This is a genomic window from Agarivorans albus, from assembly GCF_019670105.1.
Taxonomy (GTDB): domain Bacteria; phylum Pseudomonadota; class Gammaproteobacteria; order Enterobacterales; family Celerinatantimonadaceae; genus Agarivorans; species Agarivorans albus.
Window position 1 is genome coordinate 2,702,882 of the sequence record NZ_AP023032.1, and the last position, 16,214, is coordinate 2,719,095.

A 16,214-nucleotide genomic window follows, 5' to 3' on the forward strand; every position below is an offset into this window, starting at 1 on the left:
AATAAGCAACGCCATTTACACCAATACTAAATGTGTTTCTGCAATAAAATATATGCTGAGTATTAGAGAGGAAGAAACGTGAGAAATCTTATTAAATTAGTAGCTTATAAGATTGGGTGGCAACCCTACCAGCCACATCCCGGCACTCGAGTCGTCTGCTGCGGTTGCTCCCTTCCGGGCCTGGCCGAGTTCACAGAGTATCAATGCGGGAGGACCAATAGGGCCACCATAGATGAGCTTCCGAAGAAGCGAGGCTATTCTCGCTTAAGCCTTGCGGTTTTGCAAACGCTAAAAACGCTTTTTAACCCTGCAAAGCGTTTGTTTGCTCAAGTTTTAATCCTTATTAGTTTAATTGCATCACCATTGGCCTTGGCAGAATCTTTTGATCACTCGCAATGGGATGGTTTGCTTAAAGAATATGTTCATTGGCCGGTGGCTAATCAAGAGAGTCGTGTAGACTACGCCAACTTTGATCGACAAGAATTGCAGGCTTATTTAGACAAATTGGCAAGCATCACGCAAAGTGAATTTGATTCTTGGTCTGATAACGAGCAACTGGCATTTCTAATTAATGCCTACAATGCTTATACCGTGCAGTACATTCTTAGCGCCTACCCTAACATTACTTCTATTCGAGATTTAGGTAACTTGTTTCAATCCCCTTGGAAGAAAAAACGCTTTATGTTGTTTGGCGAAAAAGTCAGCCTTGATCATATCGAACACGATTTAATTCGACCCGGTTACAATAATCCACACATTCATGCGGCGGTGGTGTGTGCTGCTATTAGCTGCCCTCCTCTACAAAGCGTGGCATTTACTGGCGAAGCCGTTGAGCAACAACTCATCCAAGCGTTTAGAGAGTTTTTACATAGCAACAAAAACTATTATGACGACGAAAATGAACGGCTTTACCTCTCTTCAATTTTCAAATGGTACAAAGGTGACTTTGAAGGTGGTCTTAATAACTACTTAAGCCAGTATGCTGCAGATTTACGCGTAAGCCCTGAGCAAGTTAAAAAGGCTAAAATATCTTACCTAGATTACGATTGGTCGTTAAACGACTATCGCTAATGACAGTGAATTGAAGATACAAAAAAGCCCGCTATTGCGGGCTTTTTTAATAGTGCTAGTGCTTAGAACAAGCACTTAGATAAGTCGTACAACTCTTCGTTGAATGGGCGTTTCATGTTTTCAATACAATCGATGATGTCGTGATGAACCATCTTGTTGTTTTGAATACCGATACAACGTCCACCTTCGCCTTCTAGTAGAAGGTCTACGGCGTATGCACCCATACGGCTAGCCATTACGCGGTCACGACCGGTTGGTGTACCACCACGTTGAATGTGGCCAAGAATGGTTGCACGAGTTTCGCGACCAGTGGCCATTTCGATACCGGCAGCTAACTCATTCACGTTAGTGATGTGCTCGGTAATCGCAACAATAGCGTGTTTCTTACCTTTTTTCTGACCATCTTTAAGGCTGTTTAATAGCTCTTCACGATCAAAACCCTTTTCAGGAATAATCACGTATTCTGCACCACCGGCGATGCTAGCTTGCATGGCTAAGTCGCCACAGTAGCGACCCATAATTTCGATAACAGAAATTCGGTTGTGAGAAGAAGAGGTATCACGAATACGGTCAATCGCGTCAATCACTACGTTTAGCGCAGTATCGAAGCCGATGGTGTAATCAGTACCTGCAATATCGTTGTCGATAGTGCCTGGCAAACCAATACATGGGAAACCCATTTCAGTTAGCTTTTTAGCGCCCATGTAAGAACCGTCACCGCCCACTACTACAAGCGCTTCGATGCCGTGTTTCTTCATGTTCTCTACTGCTACTTCACGGGTAGCAAGTTCTTTAAATTCTGGGAATCGAGCTGAGCCCAAGAACGTACCACCACGGTTGATAACATCAGAAACGCTGTAACGATCCAACTTCTTAATGTTGTCTTCGTATAAGCCCATGTAACCGTCGTATACGCCGTATACTTCAATATCTTTAGATAACGCACTACGCACAACTGCACGTACCGCAGCATTCATACCAGGAGCGTCGCCGCCACTTGTTAAAACACCAATTTTCTTAACCATCATTCCCTCACAAAGCTGAACTGACCAAAACTTACGTAATAATTCAACAATTCCTCCGTGCCTGCCTTTTAATGCTTTTTTGCTTTTATTGGCTTAACTTGGCTGCACGAAACAACAAATATTCTTTTAACAGCGCTAGAATCGGCGACTTCACAATTCCAACCCACTGTTTTTATGAGCGCGCATTTTGCCACGCAAAGGGTAAAAGTTTTATGACCCTAATCAGATAACGCCCACATTTTGAAACAAATTTTCATCCTTGTCCAAGTATAATCACAAGGCTTGCCCCCGATTATAGAAGGAATTTGGCTTTCTGCTTATTTTGAGCAATTAAGCGGCAAACGGGCTCAAAACACAAAGTAAACACTTCACCTTTCTTTCACATTTGTGTAACATTGCGCCTTCAAACTTGTGCCGACCATAAGGTCATAAGTTTGATCATCGTATATATAGGGAATCCCATGAAGACTGATCTTCAATATGCTATCGAACGAAACGTAGCGACCAATCGCCGCGCTGTAGAGAACTACAACTTACTACGCCAACAAGAGCAAAACCTTGCAGCCGAAGCACTAGAGTTAGTATTAGACAGCGAAAGCTTAGCCAATAACTAATTTGCTTGCTGCACACATAAAAAAGGGGCTAAAGCCCCTTTTTTAGTGTTTATTTGGATTCGGCCACAGGCTCTATTGAGTGCAGCCCTGGCGATAAGTGAATAACTCCGCCGGCATCATTATCCAAAGATAGAATGTTGGTTTTACTGATGCGGTGTCGATAAATTTCACGCAGATATTTAATCGCATTTTCCACATTCTTAAAGTCCAGACGAATATCGTTAATCGATACAAACTTATCAGCTTCGCCAATCAACTCTCGATATTTCTTCTCATACATTGGCTTAATAGCATACCAATTGGTATCTAAGATCTTGGCTGGATTTTCAAACTCCCATAAGAACTCTTGTAACTCTTCTGGCTTAAACTCATCTTGGGTAATAAAGCGCAGTATTGCTTGGTCGATATCATCGTTATAACGATACTCTTCTTTAGCAAAACAACGTTTAATATAAGCAACTACCAAGGTCAAAAAGTCATCACTTAAACAAGGGCTTTTGGCTACCAAAGTTGTTAAAGACAAGTTTGCTGAAGCGCCAATTACCAAGGCATAACGCTTTAAAGTCGTGTTAGGGAACAGCTTGTTAATATGCACTTTAAGCTTGTTTAAATCCATAAACGACAGCTTGTAGTCTTTTGGCAAAGAGATAATAGAAATTACCGACGAACAATGCTTGAAGAAGTGTAAGTCGTTTAGCTCTTCTGCATTATATTGGCTGTCTTGATACTTCTTCAATGACTGCTTATAACGCTGCGATTCGATAGGTAAAATACTGATACCTTCAATAGCTTGAGTATCGCGATTGAAGTGAGGTAAATCTATTGAGCGGAAAAACAACTCATCAATATCAACATCATCATTTACAGATTTGTTTACCACGCTCTCTGCGTAAGCGACCGCTACAGGGCCTGCCATACTCATGAACAAATCGTTTGCATCTAAGCGCACGGTTTCTGAAATATCAATGCCTGCGCGGCGGAAGTAGTTTTCGTCGTAATCAGTGGTTACGGCTTGCGCGGTTAAGATATTGAATATTTGTTGAGAGATATACTGATTGGCATATTTCTCCATAGTATTTACGTCAATATCTTTGCCATTATCGCTTTCTTCTTGCTCTACATAACGCATGATATCGTTAGAAATCAACATCATAGAGTTCCAAGGGCGAATCCGCTTCATCACATCTTCGGGTGTATCGTTACTTTCACGCTCTACGTTATACGAGAAATCCCATTCTTCAGAAAGGTACTTACATAACAAACGACCGGCGTTGATATGCAGTGCTTCAGACACCTCGATACTGCTACCCGAGATATTAGGCAGGATACAAATGCCCGAAGTGAAGATTGGTTCAAAAACAAAAGAATCGCGTTTATCGGGTTGATTAGATGGCGAAACTTGATAATCAAAGGTTTTACTTAGGTAAGAAAACTGCTGAGCAAGGCCAAACTCGGATGCCATGCCAGAACCCGTACCACCACCTGCACTAAATATATAGAAGTAAAGGCGCGATTGGTTAGCTTTAATGCCGCAAGAGTCAACCAAGTAAGAGTGAATGTGACGCCAATCTTCGTTTCTGAAGCTGGCAGTTTCCTTATTTAAAATAATCTTAGCTAAGTACTGGCCTAAAATTGGCGCGTTACCTGCGCCTCCGGCGTGTACTTCAGATAAGTCCATCAACTGGAGCTTCTTGTATTCATCGAGAAACTTTTGGCGACCGGCTTGTGAGGAGTACTTAATACGCCCGGCAATGTCTTTATCTAAATCGCCTACCAGAACCACGGGTTCAATCAAAAATACTGGGTTGTCACCGTTACCGCTATCCAGTGGCAAATGATTTTTAATCCAACGCATGGGTTTAAATTCACGTTCCTGAGCGAGTTGGTCTTGGTACTCCAGCTCGTTAAGATAGTGATTACGGGAGTTGTATACCAAAGTGGCTACATCAAGTGCTATGTTTGATCCGCAGCGACCTAGGCCAATTAAGCAAACAGAGGGGAAGCTTTGTTCTAATAAGTCTTTTTCTTCAGACAAATTAGGAAAGATATTCTGTCTAACTTTATCGAGGTTACCTAGAATTTTCTCTAGGCTACTCTCTGTGTAATACAAATGTTCTATAGGAAGAGAATCCTTCATAGTTCATCCTTGTCGTTAGTCTAGTAATTATTTTATTTTTATCCCTTCATCCTTGTTCATTCCCCGCTTAAAAGCAAGTTATTCAGCCCCTTAACAATGGTTATTGTGATAATAGTAAGTCGCTTACAAATCTCCACGTTCATACCACCAAAGAGCTAACAAAATTTAGCCAATAAAAAAGGCGCCCTAAGGCGCCTTATTGCATTAAGTTAAAAATTACCAACCGGTAACTTCACGCAATGCTTTACCAATATCGGCAAGACTACGTACTGTTTTAACACCTGCATCTTCAAGAGCAGCAAACTTGTCTGCAGCAGTACCTTTACCGCCAGCGATAATGGCACCGGCGTGGCCCATACGTTTACCCGGAGGAGCAGTAACACCAGCAATGTAAGAAACTACAGGCTTGGTTACATTTTCTTTAATGTAAGCTGCTGCTTCTTCTTCTGCACTACCACCAATTTCACCAATCATTACGATTGCTTCAGTTTTTGGATCGTTTTGGAACATTTCCAAAATGTCGATGAAGTTAGAGCCTGGAATTGGGTCACCGCCAATACCTACACAGCTAGACTGACCAAAACCTTCGTCGGTAGTTTGCTTAACTGCTTCGTACGTTAGTGTGCCTGAACGAGACACAATACCAACTTTACCGGCTTTATGAATGTGGCCTGGCATAATACCAATTTTACATTCATCAGGCGTAATAACACCCGGGCAGTTAGGGCCAATCATACGTGCGCCAGCTTCATCTAATTTCACTTTAACTTCTAGCATATCCAAAGTTGGAATGCCTTCGGTAATAGTGATGATGATTTTAATGCCAGCTGAGATTGCTTCTAAAATAGCGTCTTTACAGAAAGGAGCTGGCACGTAAATTACTGTAGCGTCTGCGCCAGTAGCTTGTACCGCTTCACTTACTGTATTGAACACTGGAAGACCTAAGTGAGTTTGACCGCCTTTACCAGGTGATACACCACCTACCATTTGCGTACCGTACTCAATAGCTTGCTCAGAGTGGAAAGTACCTTGACCACCAGTGAAACCTTGACAGATCACTTTAGTGTTTTTGTCGATTAGAATGCTCATTACTTGGCCTCCGCTGCTTTAACTACTTGCTCTGCAGCATCAGTTAAGCTGGTAGCTGCAATAATGTTAAGGCCTGACTCAGCCAAACGTTGGGTACCTAGCTCTGCATTGTTACCTTCAAGACGAACAACAACTGGTACACTCACACCAACTTCTTCTACAGCGCCAATAATACCGTCGGCAATTAAGTCACAACGTACAATACCGCCAAAAATGTTTACCAATACGGCTTTTACTTTGTCGTCTGACAAAATAATCTTAAATGCTTCGGTAACACGTTCTTTGGTTGCGCCGCCACCAACATCTAGGAAGTTGGCCGGAGAACCGCCGTGTAGTTGAACGATATCCATAGTACCCATTGCTAGGCCGGCACCGTTAACCATACAACCAATGCTACCATCCAGTGCTACGTAGTTTAGCTCCCATTGCGCGGCATGTGCTTCACGCTCATCTTCCTGCGAAGGATCGTGCATTTCACGTAGCTTAGGCTGACGGTACATCGCATTTGAATCGATGTTAATTTTACCGTCTAGGCAAACTAAATCACCGCTACCGGTAACCACTAGCGGGTTAATTTCTAAAAGCGCCAAATCGTGGTCAGTAAACATTTCTGCAAGACCAACAAAGATCTTAGTGAATTGACGAATTTGAGCGCCTTCAAGGCCTAATTTAAACGCTAACTCACGCGCTTGATAAGCTTGAGGACCCACTAAGGGATCGATAGCCATTTGGTGAATCAACTCTGGCGTTTCTTCGGCAACCTTTTCGATTTCCATGCCGCCTTCAGTTGATGCCATAAATACAACGCGACGCGTTGCACGGTCTACAACCGCGCCTAAGTAAAGCTCGTTAGCGATGTCAGAGGCTTCTTCTACCAAGATTTTTGATACAGGTTGGCCATTAGCATCGGTTTGATAAGTGACTAAGTTTTTGCCTAACCATTGTTGAGCAAATGCCTTAATTTCTTCTTTATCAGACGTTACTTTTACGCCGCCAGCTTTACCGCGTCCACCTGCGTGAACTTGAGTTTTTACTACCCATGTAGAGCCAGGGATTTTGCCCGCAGCTTCAGCTGCTTCTTGTGGGGTATCACAGGCGTAACCTTCTGGCACTGGCAAGCCATAGTCGGCAAATAATTGCTTGGCCTGATATTCATGCAAATTCATGATGTTCTATCCATAGTGTTAGGGGATACATTAGAGGTGCTGAACACCTTTCCGAATAAGGGCCTGAAAAACAGGCCCAATACAAACTTTTATTACACGTCGAGCAATAAGCGCGTTGGGTCTTCGAGTAACTCTTTAATGGTTACTAAGAAACCAACCGACTCTTTTCCATCTACCAAGCGGTGGTCATAAGACAACGCTAAGTACATCATTGGTAAAATTTCTACCTGGCCATTCACTGCCATTGGGCGGTCTTGAATTTTGTGCATGCCCAAAATAGCGCTTTGTGGTGGGTTAATAATTGGCGTAGACATTAACGAGCCAAATACTCCACCGTTAGTAATTGTAAAGTTACCACCGGTTAATTCATCAACGGTTAACTTACCATCACGACCTTTAATAGCCAGTTCACGGATACCTTTTTCAATATCAGCAACGCTTAGCAAATCACAATCACGCAGTACCGGCGTTACCAAGCCACGAGGCGTTGATACAGCGATGCTTACGTCGAAGTAATTGTGGTAAACAATTTCATCGCCGTCGATAGACGCGTTAACTTCTGGGAAGCGTTTTAAAGCTTCAACAACTGCTTTTACGTAAAAAGACATAAAGCCTAAACGAATATCGTGACGCTTTTCAAATACGTCTTGATATTGCTTACGCAAAGTCATAATTGGCTTCATGTTAACTTCGTTAAAGGTTGTTAACATTGCAGTGGTATTTTTGGCTTCCAACAAACGCTCAGCTACACGCTTGCGTAAACGCGTCATAGCTACACGCTTTTCGCTACGCGAAGATAGCGGCGCTTGTGGCGCAGCGGCTTCGGCTTTAGCTTCTTTGGCAGCTGCTGCAGGTTTAGCAATATGTGCTTCTACATCTTCTTTGGTTATACGACCATTTGGGCCAGAGCCTTTAATTGCAGAGGCATCAATACCCTTCTCTGCCACTAAACGGCGTACAGATGGTGACAACTCTTCGCCGCTATCAGCTTTATCGTTGCCAGCATCTGCAGCTTTAGTGCTAACTTCTTCGCCAGCAACTGCGCCTGCTTTCATCTTACCGATAACTTGCTGAGCAAGTACCGTTTCACCTTCTGCTTCAACAATCTCTTCAAGCACGCCAGCTTCCAATGCGGGTACTTCAAGTACAACTTTATCTGTCTCAATATCAACAATTACTTCATCACGCTCTACTGCGTCACCAGGCTGCTTGTGCCAAGTGGCAATTGTTGCATCAGCTACTGATTCAGGTAGGTCTGGCACTTTAATTTCAATGCTCATTAAGGCTTCCTTTATTCTTTTTTATTCAACTGTCAACGCATCAGTAACTAGAGCGCGTTGTTGTTTTAAGTGAAGGGACATATACCCAACCGCAGGTGACGCAGATGCTGGTCGACCAGCATAACGCAATTCTGCTCCGGCAGGGATTACAGATTTAAAGTGATGCTGGCTACTATACCAGGCACCTTGGTTAAGCGGTTCTTCCTGACACCAAACAAATCTTTCTACATGTTGATATTGTTCAAAAATCTGTTTCACGTCTTGGTCGGGGAACGGATACAACTGCTCAATACGTACCAAAGCAACATCAGTTTGTTCATTTTTACGGCGTTGCTCAAGCAAGTCGTAATAAACTTTGCCTGAACACATAACTACTTGGCGAACCTGAGCTGGGTCTATATCGTCTAACTCACCGATAGCATTTTGGAACTGACCTTCTGCTAACTCTTCTAAACTAGACACCGCTAGAGGATGACGAAGTAAAGACTTAGGCGACATTACCACTAACGGGCGACGCATAGGGCGAACCTGTTGGCGACGCAACATATGGTAAACCTGGGCAGGTGTAGATGGCACACATACTTGCATGTTGTGTTCTGCACACAATTGCAAGTAACGTTCTAAACGCGCAGATGAGTGCTCTGGACCTTGACCTTCATAACCATGTGGAAGCAGCATCACAAGGCCACACATACGGCCCCACTTTTGCTCGCCAGATGATAAGAATTGGTCGATTACCACTTGGGCACCGTTAGCAAAATCACCAAACTGCGCTTCCCAAATAACCAAAGTAGAAGGCTCTGCAGTTGTGTAACCATATTCAAAGGCAAGCACAGCTTCTTCAGATAATACTGAGTCAAATAAAGCTAAATGCCCCTGCTCTTCAGCAAGGTTTTTCAATGGAACATAGGTTGATGCATCTGTTTGGTTATGCAACACAGCATGACGGTGGAAGAAAGTACCACGGCCGGAGTCTTGACCGGTAATACGGATATTTTGCTTCTCGTCAAGCAAGCTTGCGTAAGCTAAATTTTCTGCAAAACCCCAATCAAGTGGTTTTTCACCTAAGGCCATTAAGCGGCGATCATCGTTAATTTTCTTAACTCGAGGATGCAGCTTATGTTCTTCTGGTAACTTGGTTAGCCTTTCACCAAGATCTTGAATAGCTTCAACGGGTAACGAAGAATCGTATTCCATATCCCATTCATGACCGAGATATGGTCGCCAATCAACACTGTGTTCAGTCATTGGGCGCCATTCTTCAACAACACAATCACCATTATCTAGTTGATCACGGTAGCCATTAACCAACGCAGTAGCCTCGGCGCTATCTAATTGACCGCGCTCAACTAACACATCTGCGTAAAATTTACGTGGCGTTGGGTGCTTCTTAATTTTTTGGTACATCAAAGGCTGAGTTGCATTTGGCTCATCGGCTTCGTTGTGACCATGACGGCGGTAACATACCAAATCAATAACTACATCACGCTTAAAGGTATTGCGGTAGTCCAGCGCCATTCGGCTAACAAAAGCAACCGCTTCTGGATCGTCGCCATTTACATGGAATATTGGAGCCTGCACCATTTTTGCAATATCAGTACAGTATTGGGTTGAGCGAGTATCACGCGGATTGGAGGTGGTGAAACCAACTTGGTTATTCACCACAATTCGCACTGTGCCGCCAACTTTAAAGCCACGCGCTTGTGACATATTAAAGGTTTCTTGTACAACACCTTGGCCAGCAATAGCTGAGTCACCGTGGATGGTAATTGGCAAACAGTTTTCACCTGCGCGGCGATCTTGTCGAGCACGAACTGAGCCCATCACTACCGGATTTACAATTTCTAAATGCGATGGGTTAAAGGCTAACGACATATGTACATTGCCACCAGGAGTAGCAAAGTCTGAACTAAAGCCTTGGTGGTACTTAACGTCACCAGTGCCCCAAGTGTCGTCGTGTTTGCCGGCAAACTCATCAAACAATTCTGATGGGTTTTTACCCAGTACATTTACCAGTACGTTTAAGCGACCGCGGTGAGCCATGCCCACAACAACCTCTTTAGTACCTTGAATACCAGCAGAACGAACAATTTCTTTAAGCATTACCAGCAAGCTATCGCCACCTTCCAACGAGAAGCGTTTTGCCCCTGGGAATTTAGCGCCTAGGTATTTTTCTAAACCCTCTGCTGCTGTTAAGCTTTTAAGAAAGCGAATTCGGTCTTCTTGTGTAAAGTCGCCCTGCCCTTCAACAGACTCTAAGCGGCTTTGAATCCAACGTTTTTCGTCAGTATCGGTAATGTGCATGTATTCAGCACCGATAGAGCCACAGTAGGTTTTTAATAAAGACTTATGTAAATCTTTAAGTGCCATGGTTTCTTTACCAATGGCATACGAACCTACGTTAAACGTTTCTTCAAAGTCTGCACTATCTAAGGCATGAAACTCTGGAGATAGGTCGGCTACGCGTTCTTGTTGCCATAAACCTAAAGGATCCAGTTGCGCATGCTGATGGCCGCGAAAGCGGTAAGCATTAATTAACTGCAATACTTTAACTTGTTTGGCACCGTGTTGAGGGTCTTCAACCGGAGAACTAAAACGAGAGGTATCTTTCGCTAAACGGCGAAAGTAGTCACGAATAGGAGCGTGAGGGGTATCTTCAGATGTACCTTCCACAGCTGGAAGCTCAGCGAACACTTCCTGCCATTGTTCAGATACAGAAGAAGGATCTTCTAAATATGCCTCATAGAGGTCTTCCACATAGGTCGAATTAGCACCAGCTAAATGCGAGGACTCTAGCCAGGCCTTCATTACGCCATTTTGCATTTAAACGCTATCCCTTTATTTTCTACGTCACTGTATGACTTTATAGGGTTTTATAAAAAAATAGCCATCCTACCGAAGTAAAATGGCTATTTAGAACCAGCTAATTATAAAAATTAACTTTTTGCTAAACAGCCCGTTTTATCAGCATCGACTTAATATGGCCGATAGCTTTTGTCGGGTTTAATCCTTTAGGACAAACACTTACACAGTTCATAATGCCATGACAGCGGAATACGCTAAAGGCATCGTCTAATTCTGCAAGACGTTCATCAGTAGCCGTATCTCGACTATCTGCTAACCAACGATATGCTGCCAATAGGCCAGCAGGGCCAACAAATTTCTCTGGGTTCCACCAGAAAGAAGGACAAGACGTTGAACAACATGCACATAGGATACACTCGTACATTCCGTCTAACTTTTCACGTTCTTCTGGGCTCTGCAAGTTTTCACGAGCAGGTGGAATTTGTTCATCATTGATTAAGAATGGCTTAATACGCGCATAGTTATCGTAAAACTGCCCCATATCAACCACGAGGTCGCGTACTACAGGTAAGCCAGGCAGCGGGCGAATAACAATATCGCCTTTACCTAACAAGTCTGACAAAGGAGTCACACAAGCTAAGCCGTTTTTACCATTCATATTAATGCCGTCGGAACCACAAACGCCTTCACGACATGAACGTCGAAAAGCAATGCTAGGGTCTTGTTCTTTAAGCAAAATCAATGCATCTAGTACCATCATATCAGAGCCCTCTGGGACCTCAAGCTGATATGACTTCATATTTGGTTTTGTGTCCGTATCCGGGTTGTAGCGGTACAGAGAAAAATTAACGTTCATTACCGCCTCCTTAATATGTGCGAACTTTAGGTTCGAAAGCTTCACGTAGGTTTGGTGACATATTCACCTCACGACGGCCCATGGTCTCGCTAGCTGGATCAAACAGTGAATGGCACAGCCATTGTGCGTCATCACGATCTGGGTAATCGAAGCGACTATGCGCGCCACGACTTTCAGTGCGGAAGTTTGCAGCATGGGCTGTAGCAATTGCTGTTGCCATTAAGTTGTCTAATTCTAAGCACTCTACACGCTGAGTATTAAAGTCTTTCGACTTGTCATCCAAACGGGCGTTAGCTAAACGTTTGCGAATAACTTGTAACTCTTCTAGGCCTTTAGCCATAGACTCGCCTTCACGGAACACCGAGAAATTAAGCTGCATACACTGTTGGAGGTCTTTACGAATTTGAACTGGATCTTCACCGTCTGAAGTCGAGTTTTCCCAACGATTATAACGAGCCATGGCAGCATCTAATTCTGCTTCTGTAGCATCTGCCATATTGATATCATCGTTTAGGTATTCACCTAAGAATTTACCTGCTGCTCGACCAAACACAACCAAATCAAGTAATGAGTTACCACCTAAGCGGTTGGCGCCGTGCACCGATACACAAGCAATTTCACCCACAGCAAACAAGCCATTAATGATTTCGTCTTCGCCTTTCTCATTTTGAGTAATAGCTTGGCCGTTTACATTACAAGGCACACCACCCATTTGGTAGTGACACGTTGGAATAACAGGAATCGGTTCTTTAACAGGGTCAACATGCGCAAACGTACGAGACAGTTCACAAATACCTGGTAAGCGGCTCTCTAGAACTTCTTCGCCTAGATGGTCCATTTTAAGTTTGATGTGCGGGCCCCAAGGTCCATCACATCCACGGCCTTCGCGGATTTCAGTCATCATTGAACGCGCAACAACATCACGGCCAGCCAAGTCTTTAGCATTTGGAGCATAGCGCTCCATAAAGCGCTCGCCGTCCTTGTTTAATAAGTAACCACCTTCGCCACGACAGCCTTCGGTCACTAGTACGCCGGCACCAGCAATACCGGTTGGATGGAACTGCCACATTTCCATATCTTGGATTGGTACGCCAGCACGCAACGCCATGCCCACGCCATCACCAGTATTAATGTGAGCATTGGTGGTTGAGGCAAAAATACGCCCTGCTCCACCAGTAGCTAATACGGTTGCTTTAGCTTTAAAGTAAACCACTTCGCCACTGTCGATATCCATTGCAGTACAACCTACAACATCACCATCAGCATTTTTTACTAAATCTAAGGCATACCACTCAGAGAAAATAGTGGTCTTCTTTTTAACGTTTTGCTGGTACAGCGTATGTAACAAAGCATGGCCGGTACGGTCTGCAGCTGCGGCAGTACGAGCTGCCTGCTCACCACCAAACTCTTTAGACTGTCCACCAAATGGGCGTTGGTAGATTGAGCCATTATCAAAACGAGAAAACGGTAACCCCATCTTTTCAAGTTCAATAATAACTTCAGGACCTACATTACACATGTATTCAATGGCATCTTGGTCACCAATGTAGTCCGACCCTTTAACGGTATCGTACATGTGCCACTGCCAGTTATCTTTGTGCGAATTACCTAACGCAACCGTAATACCACCCTGAGCAGATACAGTGTGAGAACGGGTTGGAAATACTTTTGAAATTAGAGCGCAAGATTTGCCCTCTTCAGAAATCTGTAAAGCAGCACGCATTCCCGCGCCGCCGGCACCGATTACAACGGCGTCAAACTCTCGAATAGAAATTGCCACTCGACTTACCCCCAAATAACAAACAGGCCGGTCGCTACGTAAATTAGCGCCAGAACTGTTAAAGAAAACTGTAAACCAACACGCAATGCCGTGCATTTCACGTAGTCAGTTAACACTTGCCATAAACCAATCCAGGCATGGATCAGCATCGATAAAAGTGCAAGTAAGGTGAATACTTTGGTTGGAAGCCAAGCAAAAAATCCACTCCAAGACTGATATGTCACATCGTTAAATGCGAAGAAGCCAAGTAAGTAGATTGTATATAGGGTTAAAATAATGGCGGTTGCGCGGATGAGCAAAAAGTCATGTACACCGCTACGGCCAAAAGTTGCAGCATTAGTTACCATACGATTACTCCCATTAGTACTGCCAGTACAGCAGTGATAATGAATGAGATTTTAGCGCTAGATGATGCACTATCTAGCTCTTCCCAATAGCCCATGTCCATGATCAAGTGACGTATTCCGCCAACAATGTGATACATCAACGCGGTAAGGCTTGCCCATATGATTAACTTCACCAAGAAGTTATCCATAATAGATTGCACATTCGCAAAACCTTCTGCTGATTGAAGGGATTCAGCAAGTAGGCCTAACAAAATAGCCAAAGCGAAAAAGGTAATCACACCGGAAACACGATGCAAGATGGACGCAATTGCGGTAATGGGAAATCTGATGGTTTGTAGGTCGAGGTTTACTGGTCTTTGTTTTGTTTTCACGATTCTCTGCCCACTCAGGTCCTTGAGTATTATTATGGTTATAAAGTGAGGCTCTGGACAGAGCAGCGAGTTGCGATAATGTTAATTTTGTGAACTTAAGGCCTAAATTAAGACTAAAGTATAAAAACTCACATTTATATTGCGCAAAAAATGCTCGGACTAGCGCCATACTTCGAGGAAAGTATAACGCCCACATTATACAAATACAATTAACATTTCCTTCATTTAGCTAATTTAGCGCAACGAAACAGCCAACTTAATTCGAAAATTTAACATATACGCTATAAGTCACCATATTTCACAACCAGAGCCAATTGACATTTGACCTTGTTCTAGGTGAGAATGTGCTGCGCTTTGTATCCAAAAAACAATACAATTAGAACAAGCAAGGGAGACGTGCTATGGCTGACAATAAAGCCACCCTAACGCTGCCAGGCCAAGAGGCATACGAGATGCCGATTATGTCTGGTACAGCAGGACATGACGTAATTGATGTTCGTACACTAGGAAAAAAAGGATATTTCACTTTTGATCCAGGTTTCTTAGCGACAGCTTCATGTGAATCAAAAATCACTTACATCGATGGTGAGCAAGGTATTTTGTTACACCGAGGTTACTCAATCGAGGACCTAGCAAAACACGCTGATTACCTTGAAGTTTGTTACATTCTTTTGTTCGGCGAACGACCAAACGTTGAACAATACGAAAACTTCAAAACCACTGTTACACGCCATACAATGGTGCACGAGCAGCTAATCCACTTTTTCCAAGGTTTCCGTCGTGATTCGCACCCTATGGCGATCATGGTAGGTGTAGTGGGTGCATTATCTGCCTTCTACCACGACTCGATGGATATCTCTAATGAGCGCCATCGTGAAATTGCAGCTTATCGCTTAATTTCTAAGATGCCTACTTTAGCCGCAATGAGCTACAAGTATTCTGCAGGCCAACCGTTTGTATACCCTCGCAACGATTTGAGCTACGCAGCAAACTTCTTAAATATGATGTTCTCAGTGCCAACCGAAGAATATAAGGTTAGCCCTGTAGTTGAACGCGCAATGGACCGTATCTTTACGTTGCATGCTGATCACGAACAAAACGCTTCTACGTCAACAGTGCGTTTGGCAGGCTCTTCTGGTGCTAACCCGTTTGCATGTATTGCTGCTGGTATTGCTTGTTTGTGGGGGCCTGCTCATGGTGGTGCCAACGAAGCATGTCTAACAATGTTAGAAGAAATTGGCTCAGTAGACCGTATTCCAGAGTTTATTGAACGTGCTAAAGACAAAAATGACCCATTCCGCTTAATGGGCTTTGGTCACCGCGTTTACAAAAACTACGATCCACGCGCAACAGTAATGCGTGAGAGCTGTCATGAAGTGCTCAACGAATTAAACATCGATGATCCACTACTAGACGTAGCAATGGAATTAGAACGCATCGCGCTTTCTGACCCTTATTTCAAAGAGAAAAAACTATTCCCGAATGTAGATTTCTACTCAGGTATTGTTCTTAAGGCAATTGGTATTCCAGTAAGCATGTTTACTGTAATCTTTGCGCTATCTCGTACAGTTGGCTGGATAGCTCACTGGAAAGAAATGATGGAAGAAGAGACCCAACGCATCGGTCGACCACGTCAGTTATACACTGGCGAACCGCACCGTCCGTTCAAGTAA

At 43.6% G+C, this 16,214-nt stretch carries 13 protein-coding genes and 1 other RNA gene; 3 read left to right on the top strand and 11 right to left on the bottom strand.

The window, feature by feature from the left end:
• Positions 1–123 precede the first annotated feature (123 nt).
• Positions 124–220, bottom strand: an RNA gene (ffs, locus tag K5620_RS12140) — signal recognition particle sRNA small type.
• A gap of 98 nt (positions 221–318) precedes the next feature.
• Here ffs and K5620_RS12145 point away from each other — a divergent pair.
• The gene (locus tag K5620_RS12145; protein ID WP_040307615.1) at positions 319–1,071 is read left to right on the top strand and encodes a DUF547 domain-containing protein; all 753 of its coding nucleotides are present in this window, start codon (positions 319–321) and stop codon (positions 1,069–1,071) included.
• A gap of 62 nt (positions 1,072–1,133) precedes the next feature.
• Here the strand turns inward: K5620_RS12145 and pfkA are convergent, their stop codons facing one another.
• Positions 1,134–2,096 (bottom strand): 6-phosphofructokinase, encoded by a 963-nt coding sequence (gene pfkA, locus K5620_RS12150; RefSeq protein WP_016403613.1) that lies wholly within the window; start codon positions 2,094–2,096, stop codon positions 1,134–1,136.
• A 461-nt stretch (positions 2,097–2,557) separates the two neighbouring features.
• Here pfkA and K5620_RS12155 point away from each other — a divergent pair, with 461 nt between their 5' ends.
• Positions 2,558–2,710, top strand: a complete 153-nt coding sequence (locus K5620_RS12155; RefSeq protein WP_016403614.1) for a hypothetical protein — start codon at positions 2,558–2,560, stop codon at positions 2,708–2,710.
• A gap of 49 nt (positions 2,711–2,759) precedes the next feature.
• Here the strand turns inward: K5620_RS12155 and K5620_RS12160 are convergent, their stop codons facing one another.
• From K5620_RS12160 to sdhC, 9 genes are all read right to left on the bottom strand, one after another.
• Positions 2,760–4,847, bottom strand: a complete 2,088-nt coding sequence (locus K5620_RS12160; RefSeq protein WP_016403615.1) for an FtsZ/tubulin family protein — start codon at positions 4,845–4,847, stop codon at positions 2,760–2,762.
• Between the two features lie 216 nt (positions 4,848–5,063).
• Positions 5,064–5,936 carry a succinate--CoA ligase subunit alpha gene (gene sucD, locus K5620_RS12165; protein ID WP_016403616.1) on the bottom strand — a complete coding sequence of 291 codons (873 nt, stop codon included), beginning with the start codon at positions 5,934–5,936 and terminating at the stop codon, positions 5,064–5,066.
• A complete protein-coding gene (gene sucC, locus K5620_RS12170; protein WP_016403617.1) occupies positions 5,936–7,102 on the bottom strand; it encodes an ADP-forming succinate--CoA ligase subunit beta in 1,167 nt (388 codons plus the stop codon). Before sucC ends, sucD begins: the two co-directional genes overlap by 1 nt.
• Positions 7,103–7,194: 92 nt before the next feature.
• The gene (odhB, locus tag K5620_RS12175) at positions 7,195–8,382 is read right to left on the bottom strand and encodes a 2-oxoglutarate dehydrogenase complex dihydrolipoyllysine-residue succinyltransferase (protein WP_016403618.1); all 1,188 of its coding nucleotides are present in this window, start codon (positions 8,380–8,382) and stop codon (positions 7,195–7,197) included.
• A 21-nt stretch (positions 8,383–8,403) separates the two neighbouring features.
• Positions 8,404–11,205 carry a 2-oxoglutarate dehydrogenase E1 component gene (gene sucA / locus K5620_RS12180; RefSeq protein WP_016403619.1) on the bottom strand — a complete coding sequence of 934 codons (2,802 nt, stop codon included), beginning with the start codon at positions 11,203–11,205 and terminating at the stop codon, positions 8,404–8,406.
• A 124-nt stretch (positions 11,206–11,329) separates the two neighbouring features.
• Positions 11,330–12,043 (bottom strand): succinate dehydrogenase iron-sulfur subunit, encoded by a 714-nt coding sequence (locus tag K5620_RS12185; protein WP_040307614.1) that lies wholly within the window; start codon positions 12,041–12,043, stop codon positions 11,330–11,332.
• Between the two features lie 10 nt (positions 12,044–12,053).
• On the bottom strand, positions 12,054–13,823 hold the full coding sequence (gene sdhA / locus K5620_RS12190; RefSeq protein WP_221077370.1) for a succinate dehydrogenase flavoprotein subunit: 1,770 nt from the start codon (positions 13,821–13,823) through the stop codon (positions 12,054–12,056).
• 5 nt (positions 13,824–13,828) lie between these two features.
• Positions 13,829–14,170, bottom strand: a complete 342-nt coding sequence (gene sdhD / locus K5620_RS12195; protein ID WP_016402543.1) for a succinate dehydrogenase, hydrophobic membrane anchor protein — start codon at positions 14,168–14,170, stop codon at positions 13,829–13,831.
• Positions 14,164–14,544 (bottom strand): succinate dehydrogenase cytochrome b556 subunit, encoded by a 381-nt coding sequence (gene sdhC / locus K5620_RS12200; protein WP_040307366.1) that lies wholly within the window; start codon positions 14,542–14,544, stop codon positions 14,164–14,166. Before sdhC ends, sdhD begins: the two co-directional genes overlap by 7 nt.
• Positions 14,545–14,942: 398 nt before the next feature.
• Between sdhC and gltA the strand changes: the two genes are divergently transcribed.
• Positions 14,943–16,214: a citrate synthase gene (gltA, locus tag K5620_RS12205; protein WP_016402545.1), complete on the top strand. Its 1,272-nt coding sequence runs from the start codon at positions 14,943–14,945 to the stop codon at positions 16,212–16,214.